This is a genomic window from Bacteroides stercoris ATCC 43183 (assembly GCF_025147325.1).
Taxonomy (GTDB): Bacteria; Bacteroidota; Bacteroidia; order Bacteroidales; family Bacteroidaceae; genus Bacteroides; species Bacteroides stercoris.
Map to the genome: position 1 here is coordinate 2,119,690 of NZ_CP102262.1, position 15,061 is coordinate 2,134,750.

Consider the following 15,061-nt stretch of genomic DNA (forward strand, 5'->3'; position numbering starts at 1 on the left):
TCTTTCTTTTTATAAATTCATTTATTTGGAATAAACGACACGGACCTTTACTTCGGTTGTACAGTCAGTGCAAGGTATATCAATGTTCGTACATTTTCTTTTTACGTCATAAGAATAATTAGAAGTTTCCACTCCATTCACTTTTACCGCTACAGGTTGCGTCGTATTATAGATGCGAAAAGTATATGAACGAGCATTGACACCGTTCGTATAAATTCCCTGACGAGGAGTAATGACATATTCTCCTTTATTATTTTTGAATGATTGTCTTAAGATTGTTGTTGCAAAAACGGTACTATAATCATTATTATCACCATCATCTTCATACAATACCCCCTCACCCTTGCAACCTGACACGAAGTTTAAAATCAGATGTCCGGGACGTTCTGTCACATTCATTACAGTAGGAGGATTATAAGGAATAATTGCACCTTGTTTAAAAAAATACGGAATTTGCTCCTGCGTAAAACACATTGTTTTTCTGCACGGTCCTTCAATCAATTCATCTGTAGCCACACTCCACCATTTCCCCTCAGGAAACCAGATTTCTTTTGAACTGATACCATCTTCCAAAGCCGGTTCTGTTATCGGAGCTACTAAAATGTCGTTTCCAAAGAAATATTCACCTTCATATTTATATGCCTCTTCACTTTCAGGGTATTCATAGTAAAGTGGACGGCACATACCTATACCTGTATCAAATGTCTCACGAGCCATTGTATATATATAAGGGAAGAGTGCGTAACGAAGTTTTACGGCATCGCGTAACTTAGGAAAATTGGGAAATTTCCATATACGCCGTTCTATCCGGCTGTCATCAGTGGCATGACTGCGGAATATAGGGGTAAACACTCCAAACTGAATCCAACGAAGCATTAGTTCCGGGTCATTTACAATTTTTTCATCGGTAAACGCATGGCCTCCAAGGTCATGTCCCCAGAAAGCGTATCCTACATTTGATGCGGTGGAAGTAAAGTACGGCTCAAATGCGAGAGTCGGGAAATTTATAAGGGCATCTCCCGAAAAACCAATTTGGTAACGATGGCTCCCTAATCCTCCCCAACGATGAAAGATTACAGGTCGGCGGTCAGGCCTGTTTTTAACCATATCATTGTAAAACACATGATTGCACCAGAATGTCTGTCCAAGACCGGGAGTATATGGACTCGTAAGATGTTGTTGCCAGTCGAGCCACCAGAAATCCACACCTTCAGATTCATGGTCACGGATTACGTTGTCAAAGAATGACTTTGTAAAATCCGGATAATCAAGATACCAGGCAATTTTGCCGTTACTACCATATTTACCGCCAAGTTCCCTACTCATTGCTTTGTAATAGGATGGAGATTCGATACTGTCAATGCCATCTGCCGGATGGAGATTTAAAGCGATTTTGTAACCGTTGTCATGGATTTCCTGAAGAAGTTTAGTCGGTTCAGGTATTAAGTTGGTATTCCAAGACCAGCCGGTCCAACCTCCGATATTCTCCGACTCACTTGATGCCTTGCCATTCCAATGCCAATCCATATCAAGAATCATTACGTCGGTAGGGATATCGTTCTTCTTAATTTCTCGCATAATCTCCCGATAGTCATCGGCTGAATATGAATAGTAACGGCTATACCAATAGCCGAAAACGTATGCCGGTGGTAAAGGAATTTTACCGGCTATTTTGGTAAAATCTCCGATAGCTTTCTTATATTCATTGCCATAGCCCATAAAATACAGGTCAATAGCCTGAGGGTCATTACGATATGCCCACCAGTCATATCCAACCTCCGGATTTGGCTCAAGTGCAAATGAGTGACTCCCGTCAGCACGTGTTGCTTCCCATGAATCATCTATTACAGCCCAACCGGATCGGGATATTAATCCGTTTTCCAATTCACTCCGTTTATTGTCTCCATTGCTACCGTCAAGAGTCCGACAAGTCCCTTTAAGGTTTAGCGGATCTTTTTTCCCTGGATACCAAAGTGTTTCACAGCCATGGTTTTCAATGGTAATAGTGAGGTTTTCCGGAGATGCCGGACTTGTTTTCGGATTGGTTCCTTTTCGGTATTTGAGTTTTACTTTATCAGTCTGGATATACAAGAATCGGTCATCTTCTTTTTTCTTGAAATCTACCAATTCAAGATTACGGTTGACAACTGTAAATGTAGGACGGTCTTCGAACATGCCTTTTTCACTATATTCTATACGAATCATTTCTGGAGTCAGTACTGTGAAGCGTGCATTGCCACATATAACCACTGCCTTGGAATTTGCTATCGGATTATTATTGTCAACTGTAGCTCGAACAAATGGTGCCATGCTTAGCATCACCGCCAATCCTATCCACTTCATTATTCTTTTTTTATTCATATAAATGTACTGTTATTAAATTATTTGGTCAGTTTCAAAACCTTGCAAGCCCGCGGCCCTAATTCAACACTCAATTTAGATGCTTTGCCTTCGTCTTTGTGTTTCCACAAGTCGCGTACGCTTACTTCTCCTTCTATACCAATCTCCGAAAGATGTAGTTCATATGTTTTCTGTTCATTGTCGCGGTTGAAAAGTCCTACTATATAATCACCGTTAGACATCTGTCCGTACCAAATCTGGTTCTTTTCAGTGTCGGTCACGTCACCCGAAAGAGGCTTTCCTACGAATCTGTCGGCATTCAGTGCCAACATTTCCTCATTCTGATAAAATTTCAGGTTATCTCCTACGGTATTATGTCGGTCAGCTACCGTTACCGGCCCTCCTGCTATCAACTGCAAAGAAATAACCGACTCTTTTTCCGCATCAGTATTAAAGGTATTAAGACGGATAAAATCGCCATCAGGAATTACTTGATTACGTCCTGTTACTTTCGACCAATATATAAATCCATCAAACATATTCATGCTGTTGGGCCAGCCTTCATACACTTTGCCTCGGCTATCGTCAGAAAAATGGTTCCATCCACCTTGACCTGTATCTGCTACAATACGCACCATATTACCATATTTCCTTTCCAACTCGGCATTATTTTTAAGATGTGGCATAACCAATGAAGTAAAAATACCATAGCGAGTGGCCGAAATACAGATATACTCCAATGCCTTTTCATAACATTCTCTTCCATAGCCTCTGCCCACAAGTCCATTTCCCCAACTGGCTTCCATGCCACGGTCAAATCCATCTTCATACCAACTGAGAAAATCCATACGAATATATTCTACTCCTAATTCCTTATAATGTTTGAAAAAGCCGTCAATATATTCTTTTGCTCCTTTATGGGTAGCAACCACATAAGTAAAGAACTTATCCGGCTCGTCCGGATGCGCTACAACATCACTCTCGGCATCATACTTCAATTGTCCCAATGTAATGTTATTGGTATTCTGAATGGGAGTTTCATCTTTTCCGTGTAACCACAACGGGTTATCATACACACCTAGTTTCAACCCTTTTGCCTTACATTTAGCTACAAGATCTTTCAAATACATGCTACCATATTTGTCCATGTAGCCGTATTCGTTCTTTTCACAAAGCATAGGAATAAATCCATCCGTACAAAGCATATCATAACCATAAGGTTTCAGATTCTCGGCAACCCAGTCAATAGCTTTGTCCCACTCTTCTGCATTCATATCCATTTGATATTCAGGAATACCATTATCAGCCATCTCCATACAAAACTCATATACACTCCAATAGAGTGGGGCTTTGAATTTATGGATATTGCTAATATCCACCTCTTCGTCATAATCCGGCACTTCCACTTCATCATCGGGAATCATATCCGGAGTCCACCCTGTTCCTTCGTCCTTACAGCTTGTGGAAGTAAATATTCCTATCATCAACAAGCAAAACAATGTTATTTTCTTATATTCCATACTACTTTTTCATTTCTAAGCGAGTGCGGAACTAAATTGTCCGCACTCGTAGGATTACTAATTTTTCTTTTCAAATTTAATCTTATTAGTCAATACATTCAGTTCTACACGATACTGACCGGCTTCACTTTCTTCCACTTTCCACTGGTAGTCATTACCATTCGGTTGAACCAACTGCACATCAGTCATGTTAAGAGAAGCTTTTCCGTCTTCTCCCGCCTGCTTGGGCATATAACAAGTGATCGCCCAACTTCCATCTACATTTATCGGACATTTAAAGCTACCAGCTTTTAATTCTCCTTCCCAATAGAATGTTCCTTTATCAACATTGAAATCATAAACGAAAGCTTCCTTCCCTTGCTCCCAACCGGCAGGAGTTGCATCACCTAACATCCATATCTCTTTGCAGGGCAGATCATCAGGAATGCTCTGTAACAGCTTGAAGTCAATAGTCATGGTGTACATGTTCAGTGTCACCCGGTAGTTGCCTTCTTTGGTAATGTTCCATTTGTAGTCATGTCCCTGTATACCGGCCTCGATGCGTTCCATACGATTATCTCCAAATTCATGCGTTCCGTTTTCTATTGGCATCAGCCATGCTACATTCCAGTCTTCTTTCAGTTCCAATGGAAATTTCATATCTCCGGTTTTCAGGAGACCTTCATAATAGAAAGCCACTTGGTTGACTGGATCTTTCGTCAGTTTTGTGGAACTCATGATGTTCCAACCTGCAGGGGTTGCTTCTCCTACCATCCAAACATCATTATAGTCGGTAGTCGGGTAATCTGCATTCAATGTTCCGGCTTCAATGTTCAATTTCAACACATAAAATCCTGCTTTATTAATGGTAAAGGGGGTTTCATTACCGGTTTCATGCTCATTAAAGACCACACTGCCGTCGGCACCCTGTGTATACGAAGGTGACTGTCCGGTGGTATTCAAAATAAACTTGTAGTCACCTTCTTTCATCACCCCGTACCAGGTATATACCTCTTCCGATATCTCTTCTGTCATTTTAAGCGCATTGACCGGGTCAGTAGCTCCTTCAAGTGCTGTTCCCATGACATAGATGTCGTATGGCTGTATTTCATACCCCACTGCGTCAAAACGTACAGTTGATAGTTCCGGTTTCACATAGCAGTCGGTCTCTTCTATTTCTGCGATAATTTCAGCTTCCAATGTTACTCTTTCACCGGGTTCTATTTTCCATTTCGTCAATAATGCGTTCATTTTTTTATGGGTAAAGCTTACACTGTGCTCGCCGGCCGGAATTCTCATTTTGTCAATAGAAGTGCCGAAATCATTGTCAGCAATGTCCAACTTAAAATAGTAAGTCACTTTAGAGTCCAAAGGGGCATTGGTTACCTCATTCCATGAAAAAGTAACAGCCTCCTCCTTTCCAAATTTCTGATTCAATTCTACATATTCATTCGATACTTGCAAGTGCATGGTATCATCGGGACGCTCAATACTATAACGTATATCTTCATCCTTACAGCCTACTATCAAACAAGAAAGCATGGCAAGTAAAAAAAAGATTTTATTTTTCATTTTGCTTGATTTTATGGGAATTATCTCCAAAATGGAAGTTGTCGCAGATTCTCGTTTTTATCCATTTCACTTTGATGGATAGGGAACCAATAATAAGCAGGATTATACACACGTTTCTGATAAGGTGTACGTACATAAAAAGCCTCAGCGTCTTTTCCGCTATAATTCATTCCGTACATATCTCCATTCAGCTTTTTTTCAGCTTCTTTCCAACGGCGCAAATCGTCATAACGCACCCCTTCTCCACAAAGCTCGACACGGCGTTCGGCACGAATAATCTTACGCACAGTCTCTTGATTATCGTCCACATGGATATTCTGGGCATCACTATTACCAAACGTATAAGTACGAATACCAGCACGTGTACGAATTTTATTCACATAGTTCAAAGCTTCCTCGCGAACTGTACGTTCATCTTTATACTCATTCAATGCCTCGGCATAATTCAAAAATGCTTCTCCCAAGCGGTAAACAATACCGGGACGATACTGGTAATTGTTCTCTTTAACATTCGTCTTAGGAGACACCCGTTTACGGATAAGATAACCATTTTGAGGCGCATCGTGCGTATGCGGATTGTCTTTCTGCCCGTTAAAAAACTCAAATTTACGTTTCTCGGTAGGGAAATAAGAGTTATTAAAAGCTACGGATACATAGAAGCGCGGTTCACGATTACAATACATATTATATGTACCTGCATAAGTAACAGCTCCTCCATTTACTTCTTCGTCCCAGATTGTATTATCAAGTTTTACGTCCGATTCGGAAAATCCCTCTTCATTCGAACCGTCATAAGGAAGTCCGTCTTGCATAAAGAAAGCATCGACCAAAGATTGAGTTACCCCTAACCCGCCGCTACCGCCACTGGCAGCCGGTGTTGCATGTTTTTCGTATGAACCATAATCAGAGCTTGGACGCGCAAACAGAATTTCGGTGTTCCCTTCATCAAAACGCTTCAAAAACAAGTTCTGATAAGACATAAACGGATCAATCTCTCCATTTGCATTTTCTTCAACATAAAGCTTATATCCGGCTTTATCAGCCTCATCAATCAATAGTTTACACGCTTCTACTGCATTTTTCCAACGTGTCGGGTCATAAACGGTACTGAAAAGATTTTCACCCTTCTCATTTTTGAAATCCGCATAATCCGTATTCCCATTTACCAATGGACTGGCAGCAAAAAGTAACATACGTGCACGCACTGCCAAACACATAATACTGGTAACACGCCCATACTTTCGCGCTTCAGTATATTTAGGAGGTAGTATCATAGAAGCCTCAAGCATTTCCTTGTCAGCCCAATCTATCACAGTGTAATAAGGAGCCTGTCCTTTCATCAAGTCCGACAGTACAAAATCTGTTGGAGCAATATAATCAGGATCAAACGGAACAGCTCCATAAGTATTGGCAAGCAAGTAATAATAATAGGCTTTCATGAATTTGCACTCCGTTTTCATATACTCTACTTCTTTTGCACTTATACCCTGTGCTGGTAGTGGGTGTATGTTCTCAAGGAAAATATTAGCCTCCCGAATACATTGCGGAAGAAGCTTCCAGTAATTTCCTTCCCAATCACTGTTAGGTGTCCATTCACCCAATATATAAGGAATGACTTTCCAACCCCACTGCCGCCAACGTTCGGACGGAGTCAGATCGTCAGCTAGGACTTCCCAACCCAATGTGTTAGTATAACCCCAATAAGGATCGGGTATAGCCGAGTAGACATTGGCAAGCCAACCCTCAATACGGGTTTTGTCTTCAAAGACCAAAGGAAGAGTTAATTCTGTATCAGTTTCTTTGTCAAGATAGTCAACACAAGACATCAATGAAGCTGTGACTATAAATCCTATAAGAATATTTTTTATAAATTTCATTGTTCTTTTTCTTTAGTTCATTCTACATTAAAAATTTACTTCTACCCCCAACATCAAAGAACGCATGGACGGATATTTTAAACCATCAGAGGTGGCCAGTTCCGGGTCCCATAATTTGAACTTGGAAATGTAGAACAAGTTATTCCCACTGGCAAAGAATCGGATACTCTTCGCGCTAATTTTATTAACGACATTCTTAGGTAGGCTGTAGCCTATTTCAAGTGTTTTCAAACGGAGGAAACTCATATTTTTCTTCCAGAAAGTCGAGGCACGGTTATTGTTCGTATTAGTACTCTGAGAAAGACGTGGCCAAAAAACGTCCTGAGAAGGATTTTCTTCAGTCCAGCAGTCTGTATAGTTGGTATAGACATTACCTAATACACCGGCTCCGCTACCGGGAATGAAATAATCCGACCCACCGATAATACGGTAAGTGTCACCACTTCCTTGGAAGAAGAAACTCATATCCCAATTACGGAAATTGATATTTCCGCCAAACCCATAAACGATTCTCGGGTCAGTAGTACTACCAATATAGCCTTCGTCAGCACTAGTTATATAGCCATCGTTATTCATGTCACGATATTTGATATCGCCCGGACGCACTTCACCGCCTAGTTGTGGAACAGGAATTCCTTCTTTCAGCTTTCCATCTACGAAATCATCATCGGTATAAAGTCCTAAGGCTTGCAGCCCCCACAGCGTATTGATTGAATGCCCGGTAATAGAACGATAAGTTCCTTTGACTGATTCTGGTTCGTCTCGTTCGATGATTGTATTCTTAGCATAAGTAAAAGTTCCTCTTACGCTGATATTACAATCCTTATTGATTCGCTTATTGTAATTCAGTGACAGATCGATACCTTTGTTGTCCACCTTGCCATAGTTGGCATATGGATTGTTGATAAACCCGGTTTGGGTAGGAATGGTGGCACGTTGCATGAAAATGCTGGTCCTGCGTTCTTTAAATAGATCGAGTTGAAAATCGAGTTCATTCCAAAGACCTATTTCTATACCTATATTCGTTTTAAGCGCTTTCTCCCAGGTCAGGTTTCCTACACCGACTTCTCCTTCCTGCACACCGTCACGATAAGTATCTCCTGTATATCCCCAATTGTAACCATTAGCTTTTGAATTGATGGTTGTGATATAGGCGAAACGGCGTCCACCGATATTGTCATTTCCTACCGTTCCCACAGAGGCACGGAGTTTCAGTTTACTTATCACATTGCGTATAGGTTCCATGAATTGCTCCTCACTAACGAGCCACCCCAAGGCGATGGAAGGGAAAAAGCCAAAACGCTTGCCTTTCGCAAAGTTTTCCGAACCATTATATCCAAAGTTGAATTCAGAAATATAGCGGCGGTCAAATGTATATGAAAAACGTCCTGCAATACCTTGTGTCCGGTTCGGCTGTATATCGCCCCAATCATAGCTGCGTTGATTATACAAAAGAAGTGCATCTACCATGTGTCTGTTATTAAACGTCTGATTATAACTGAGTGCCGCTTCCAAATAAACGCTCTGGTTACCGTAATTTGCATTACTGGAATGGTCAAGAAACTCACTTCCGTATTTCAAGATGCTATGTACTAGTTCACCTTCATCATTGCGTGATTTTGCTACGCTATAATAGTCCGGCTCCTTACCACGTGTCACAAAGTTCTCATTATATGTATCAAATGCAAAAGTGAGCTTAGCTTTTAGTCCCGGAGTTATCATTTTAAGGTTCTGCTCAACAGCAAACAAAGATTCTAGTTTGCTTCGTCCGCTACGGTAGTAACCGTTCTGTGTACTGATAGCCCAAGGATTAGGACGGTTGCTACTGGCAATAGGAATAGTCCCATCTGAATAAACAGCGGGGTGTACAAAAGGAGGCGTTTCAAAAGCAGCACTGAAAACTTCATCCGTACCACTGCGACTTTTATGTAGATTCTGTAAGTAACCACCTACATTAAAACGAACTAGGGTAGTTTTTGTCAAGTCTAGATCTACATTTGCCCGTATGTTGTAACGGTTCAACTTGCTTTGGGTATCATAAGGCAAACTCTTATCGGAAGCCATAATTCCATTTTCATGATAAAGAGATGCTGTAAGAGAATAACGGAGTATTTCTGTTCCACCACTTACTGTAAGATTAGCACGAGTGGAAGTTGCATAATCTTTGGTAATGGCGTCTATCCAGTCTACATTCGGATATAAATCTTTGTCGTAGCCATAATAAGTTTTAAGTATCTGCTCCTTTGTAAACATACGTTTATTGGGATCACTTTCCAGAGAATTAAGTAAACTCATATATTCAGCAGCTCCAATAAACTCAGGAAGTTTGGTGGGAGCCTGAATGGACTGCTCTACACGTACATTAACAGAAGGAGCGGCTATCGTTCCGCGTTTTGTATTGATAATAATGACTCCATTCGCTCCACGTACGCCATACATAGCACTGGCTGAAGCATCTTTCAAAACAGAAAAAGATTCAATTTCAGCAGGATCAAGATCATTTAAGCTACGTTCTACACCATCTACCAATACTAATGGAGAAGTATTTCCACTGAAAGAAGCAATGCCTCGAATCCAGAAATTTGAGTTATCATATCCGGGTTCGCCAGATGGCTGTACTGCAATCACACCCGCTAACTGTCCGGCTAAATTGTTACTGAGTGAACGGGAGGACCCGACTTGCAACTTGGTAGGTTCTATAGTCTGTACCGAACCAATAACTGAAAGTTTCTTTTGATTACCATAACCTACTACCACAACCTCATCCAAAGCTTCTACATCTTCTTCTAGTATAATATTGAAGTTGATTTCATTTCCAACCACGATTTCTTTAGACTTGAAACCTATGTAAGTTATATTTAATACACTCTGTTTATTCGGTACCTCAATATAGAAGTGACCATCCACATCAGTTATAGCCCCTCCTGGCTCATTTTTGACTGTCACATTAACACCTGGAAGTGGAGATTTCTCTTTATCAAGTACGGTTCCACTAATTCGGATACCTTTTACTTGCTGTTGGACAATAATACTTTCTGCCATAGACTCGTCAGCATAAACTGGAAAGAATCCTATCCACAAAAATAGTGGCGCCAGAATAGTAGTTTTTACTTTCATAGTTTTTTAAATTAAAAGATTAACGTCATTGATTACAATATAACAGCCTATTAAGCAGAACGACATATCGCGGGTCTGGATACTTGTTGGCTATTCGAATTATTACCCTTTGTTTTCTAGTTAGATTGTTCTTTTGCATACATAATATAAGATTTTAAAGTTGATAAAAAAGTATAAATTACAAACTATCTCTTTCTTGGGAAAAGAGACAACGCAAAAATATCAGATAAGAAATACTAATTATGAATCAAAGAGTGAAAAAGTAGTGATTTATATCAATGGAAAATGTATAATCTACTGTATATTAGTAATATAAAAACGTGTAGTAAAACTAAAAAAGTAGTAAAAATATAAGTGTAAAATAAGAATATTCTGAATCGTAAACTTCTATTAGTCTTTTGACTTTCCAATTTTCATTACCTCTTGTTCTAGTAGGTTACGGTCACCAGCGGCCTTATTTCGAACTTTCGTGCGGTAATTATAAATGGTGGTTACAGAATAGCGTAGAAACTGAGCAATCTTCACGCTATCACTAATACCCAAGCGTATCAATGCAAAGATGCGTAACTCTGTATTCATCCGTTCACCGGTTTTCAAGGATATTTGCTCATCATTGGTAAGCAAGGCATTGAAATCCTCCACAAAAGTAGGGAACATTTGCAGGAAAGTATTGTCAAAATTCGCATAGAATTCCTTCAATTCCCCCTCTATAAATTTGGAAGACTTGATGTTCTTGTAGAGTTCTTCCACATTCCCAGTAGCAGCAATCTTACCTAATGACCGGCGGTAATTGTCCATCTTCTCCAAATATACCGAACACTGATCCATATATCGACCAATATACTCCTCTTTCAGATAAGAATTCTCTGCAATACTGTGGTTAGCCTCCTTAAGCTTGTGCATCGAAAGGTGAAGTTCTTCATTCAGTTCTTTTAACCGCTTGTTGGTGTCAATCACTTCTTTGCGAGCGACAGCCAACCTCTTCATCTGTTTATATACATAAAATATGGCAAGCAATAGAAAAAATGAAAGCATGCTGATAGATGCCAATGTCCATTTCATTTGTTCCTGCTGTTTCTCTGTCTTTTGTTGGTAAGCATCGTTAATGATGGGAAATATCTCCAAAATCTCCAATTTGCGCAACCGAGCATTACAAGCTGCGGCATCTTCCATACATATCTTTACATAAGAATAGGCACGCTCGATATCCCCCTCTTGATAAAGCAATATGGCTAGCTTACGCAAAGAAATGTATTCCCGGACAGCGGTTGTCATATCTGCTATGGCAGAAACAATCAGAAATTCTTTTTCTTTTTCTTTATCCCCTTTCAGACGATAGGACTCTGATAAAGTATAGGCACAAATTGCAACATCATGTTCATATTCCTTCTGCTGGGCTAAATAATCTGTCAGTAAGCAAATGGCTTTATCGTATTCATTGCGTACATTATACTGGTCGGACTGAATCAAGGTATGTATCAAAAGGTTATCCTTATTGACTAGTAGCAATGAATCACGATATTTGTCCGTAAGTTCCGTATAAAGTTTCCTTTCATACTTTGTAACTGCATAGTCAGCCATAAGTCCATAGATTGTGCGATAGATATGATAATAATAGGGACGGAGGTTTTTCGACAACCGTTCTGCATGAATATTTCGCATCAAATCCATTGCTTCCTTATACATGCCTGTCATTCCCAAGACATCAGCTTTATTCATACGGGCATTATCTATATATTCTCGGTTTCCAAGACGCATAGCTATCTGTTCCCTCTCCTCAGCCACATAAAATGCTGAATCCGTATTGAATGAACGATATTCATCCAATAATGCACCAAGAATGGCAAAATGCTCTTCCTCCGATATTAACTGTAACAACTGCCTTCTCAGTTTTGCCAGTCTCAACTCTTTTTGTTCCATATATATAGGACGTTTCTTTATCGACTGATCTAATTTCAGCAATAAAGAATCGACTCGGTTACTGTCTATAGCATAAACATAACATATGCCAACGATGCAAAAACACCAAAATACAACTATACTTTTCATAGCTTAACATATCAATCAAAAACTCCATATTTGAAAGTTTTTACGCAAAAGTAACTAAAATACAAAAGAATTTATCTCCTTTATATGAATTATTTTAATATTCATACAGTATATGTTCACACATTATTTAGTCTAAAAAAATAATACTATAGCGTATTGCGATGGCTTTATTTAACAATTTATTACCAAAGCCATATCTGTTAAACTTATAACATAGAATTATTAATATGTTTTACTCTGACAATAAATGTATTTTCCAAAAATTATATTGAGCTGTGATAAATACGATAGTTATGCTTGTTTAAACAGACTACGAATCCTGCCATATTTCAATTCTCTTTTTCCCATATAACGATTTTCCCGTTTTTATTTATCCCGTCAGTAGCTCCACCTTGCGTGGTTCAGGGTGCGAAGCTACGTACGGGGCCCCTAAAAATCTGCAAGCCCGCTTCGCGCCCTGCGGGTTTTGGCGAAAATTTTTCAATCCGTCCAGCCGGGCGGTTGAAAATTTTTCACCAAAAGCCTTGCATATTTTCTCCCCGTCCGTATCTGCCCCCTGAAACGAGCAAGGTGAAGCCACCGACAAGGCATAAAAAAAAAGTCAATGTTATGAAAAAGAGAATTGAAATACGGCAGGATTTGAAACGAGGCTTCGGCTCCGCTCCAACCGGCATTAAAAATTTGGTGAAGTGGTCGCCGGTCGGTTTCATGGTCTATGTGGCGGTGCGTTTCGTGTGTGCCTTTTTGGGTGGTGTGGCGATTGGTTTAGGTAGTGTGCTGCCCATGTTGGCAGTTTTGGCGGTGGTGGTCTTCCTCATCCGTGCCGTGTGGCGCATCCTTTGCGTGCTTGCCCTTTTTATCCTTGTTCTTTGCGTGATACTCTGACAGAATATGAATCATTTTAAAATCAAATCATTATGACTAAAGTACATTTATTAGGAGCTAACAGAAGTTACGACAGAAGCGTTCAGACCGTTTCAGTCAATCAAGTGGTAGTATTGGAAGGCTACAGCTATGACAGCTATGTTGTGTATGAAGTAGGCCGCAACGGGTGGGGAATAACCTATCATCTTATCAATTTGCGGACATACGAGTTTCATACATCCGACCTTATCCGCCCGTTATCGGAAAAATTCGGAATAGGAATCTATTACGATGATGCGAACCCCAGGTTTTTAGATCCGTTGGAAACAGCCGCTTTACTCACCAAGGCAAAAGAGAAGAAAGCCGAAGAAGAAAAGAAAGCGAAGGAAACAAGAAAGGAATACAGCCGTATCGCCAAAATCGGTGCGGAGCGTTTGAGCCCCCTTATCCCGACGGATGCAAAGGCGGTCATTATCGGTACACTACGGGTAAACGAGTGCGACAGCTATACGGACTATTATGACTACAGTATAGCAAGAACCGTCATTTTAGGCTTTTCCAAACATACACGCAACCTCTTTTCAGAAATGCGCAAGCATGCCGCCAATTTTGAGGGAACAGCCTATTTGGCGGAATATAACGCAGATTACGAACACCGTGAAAATTACAGCATGGGAGACGGTATGTATCTGGGCAGGAACAAGTACAGCGGTTGGACGGTTGAGAAAGAGCCTATCCACGACCTTGAAAAATTCATAGAACGGTATGCGCACACCGCAGGGGATGAAGCCAACCTTTGTATGAAAGCACCGCAGAGAAACAGCGATACGGCAGAACAATCCACAGCAACCGCAGACCTTTCAACCCTCAGTCTTGAAATCGTGGAATACAGCGAGAAGGCGATTGCCGTATTCGGTGACACCAGGCCGATAAAGGACATTCTGAAAGACTTGAACGGTCTGTTCCGTGCGAACCTCACCTATAAGGGCGAAAGGCGTGCAGGGTGGATATATTCCAAGAAGCAGGAAACGAAAGTAAGGGAAGCACTCGCCACGTGCATCCGTGTATGACAGCATGAACGGCAGGGCGGAACAATCCGCCCGCCTATCAACGAACCCATAAAAAAGTAACGACATGAGAACGGAAACAAGAACATACACCCTCTATCGGATAACCGAGTTATCCGGGGAAGCCAAAGAGAAAGCACACAACGAATGGTTGTGCAACCGATATTTTTACGGTTGGACACACGAGAACCGTCAGACCCTTGATACCTTTTGCGAACGCTTCGGCATTGTGTGCCGTAATTGGAGATATGACGCATGCAATTACAGCTATGACTACCGCAGCAGGCAGGAAGACTGCATAGACGGGCTAAACGGTTGGCGGTTGGCAGCCTATCTGATGAACAACCATTGGAACGACCTGTACACGCCAAAATATTTTTGGAAAGGGACGAAAGGACGAAAAAGCAGGATATTTGTAGATGCCTGTTGTCCCCTTACGGGCTATTATATAGATAACTGTATTCTTACTCCGATTTATCAGTTCTTGAAATCCCCCACCGAAAATATCACGTTTGACAGCCTTATGAACGAATGTCTCGACAGTTTTTTCCGTGCTTGTCGGGATGATATGGAAAGCACCCGGACTTTGGAATACTTCACGGAAGAAAGCAACGCCAACGGTTGGGAATACCTTTCAGACGGAAAACTATTCAATTAATTATCAACATTTAAAACT

At 40.7% G+C, this 15,061-nt stretch carries 9 protein-coding genes; 3 read left to right on the forward strand and 6 right to left on the reverse strand.

Annotated elements, in window-relative coordinates; genetic code table 11:
• Positions 1–21: 21 nt before the first annotated feature.
• From NQ565_RS08565 to NQ565_RS08590, 6 genes are all read right to left on the reverse strand, one after another.
• Entirely contained in the window at positions 22–2,361 is a 2,340-nt protein-coding gene (locus tag NQ565_RS08565) for a glycoside hydrolase family 31 protein (protein ID WP_005655047.1), read from the reverse strand.
• A 20-nt stretch (positions 2,362–2,381) separates the two neighbouring features.
• Positions 2,382–3,860: a hypothetical protein gene (locus tag NQ565_RS08570; RefSeq protein ID WP_005655048.1), complete on the reverse strand. Its 1,479-nt coding sequence runs from the start codon at positions 3,858–3,860 to the stop codon at positions 2,382–2,384.
• Positions 3,861–3,917: 57 nt separating this feature from the next.
• Positions 3,918–5,411: a SusF/SusE family outer membrane protein gene (locus tag NQ565_RS08575; protein WP_005655049.1), complete on the reverse strand. Its 1,494-nt coding sequence runs from the start codon at positions 5,409–5,411 to the stop codon at positions 3,918–3,920.
• Between the two features lie 20 nt (positions 5,412–5,431).
• Positions 5,432–7,288 carry a RagB/SusD family nutrient uptake outer membrane protein gene (locus NQ565_RS08580; protein WP_004313137.1) on the reverse strand — a complete coding sequence of 619 codons (1,857 nt, stop codon included), beginning with the start codon at positions 7,286–7,288 and terminating at the stop codon, positions 5,432–5,434.
• A 27-nt stretch (positions 7,289–7,315) separates the two neighbouring features.
• On the reverse strand, positions 7,316–10,405 hold the full coding sequence (locus NQ565_RS08585) for a SusC/RagA family TonB-linked outer membrane protein (RefSeq protein ID WP_004313136.1): 3,090 nt from the start codon (positions 10,403–10,405) through the stop codon (positions 7,316–7,318).
• A gap of 390 nt (positions 10,406–10,795) precedes the next feature.
• On the reverse strand, positions 10,796–12,454 hold the full coding sequence (locus NQ565_RS08590; RefSeq protein ID WP_005655051.1) for a DUF6377 domain-containing protein: 1,659 nt from the start codon (positions 12,452–12,454) through the stop codon (positions 10,796–10,798).
• Between the two features lie 609 nt (positions 12,455–13,063).
• On the opposite strand from NQ565_RS08590, the gene NQ565_RS08595 reads away from it, so the two are divergent.
• The 3 genes from NQ565_RS08595 to NQ565_RS08605 all read left to right on the forward strand — a co-directional run bounded on the left by NQ565_RS08595 (position 13,064) and on the right by NQ565_RS08605 (position 15,043).
• A complete protein-coding gene (locus NQ565_RS08595; RefSeq protein WP_040315821.1) occupies positions 13,064–13,339 on the forward strand; it encodes a hypothetical protein in 276 nt (91 codons plus the stop codon).
• Between the two features lie 32 nt (positions 13,340–13,371).
• Positions 13,372–14,388: a hypothetical protein gene (locus NQ565_RS08600; RefSeq protein WP_005655054.1), complete on the forward strand. Its 1,017-nt coding sequence runs from the start codon at positions 13,372–13,374 to the stop codon at positions 14,386–14,388.
• Between the two features lie 64 nt (positions 14,389–14,452).
• A complete protein-coding gene (locus NQ565_RS08605) occupies positions 14,453–15,043 on the forward strand; it encodes a hypothetical protein (protein ID WP_005655056.1) in 591 nt (196 codons plus the stop codon).
• The last annotated feature ends 18 nt before the right edge of the window (positions 15,044–15,061 follow it).

Coding starts and splice junctions, on each gene's coding strand:
- NQ565_RS08565 (WP_005655047.1), bottom strand. CDS start 2,361: ATGAATAAAAAAAGAATAATGAAGTGGATAGGATTGGCGGTGATGCTA.
- NQ565_RS08570 (WP_005655048.1), bottom strand. CDS start 3,860: ATGGAATATAAGAAAATAACATTGTTTTGCTTGTTGATGATAGGAATA.
- NQ565_RS08575 (WP_005655049.1), bottom strand. CDS start 5,411: ATGAAAAATAAAATCTTTTTTTTACTTGCCATGCTTTCTTGTTTGATA.
- NQ565_RS08580 (WP_004313137.1), bottom strand. CDS start 7,288: ATGAAATTTATAAAAAATATTCTTATAGGATTTATAGTCACAGCTTCA.
- NQ565_RS08585 (WP_004313136.1), bottom strand. CDS start 10,405: ATGAAAGTAAAAACTACTATTCTGGCGCCACTATTTTTGTGGATAGGA.
- NQ565_RS08590 (WP_005655051.1), bottom strand. CDS start 12,454: ATGAAAAGTATAGTTGTATTTTGGTGTTTTTGCATCGTTGGCATATGT.
- NQ565_RS08595 (WP_040315821.1), top strand. CDS start 13,064: ATGAAAAAGAGAATTGAAATACGGCAGGATTTGAAACGAGGCTTCGGC.
- NQ565_RS08600 (WP_005655054.1), top strand. CDS start 13,372: ATGACTAAAGTACATTTATTAGGAGCTAACAGAAGTTACGACAGAAGC.
- NQ565_RS08605 (WP_005655056.1), top strand. CDS start 14,453: ATGAGAACGGAAACAAGAACATACACCCTCTATCGGATAACCGAGTTA.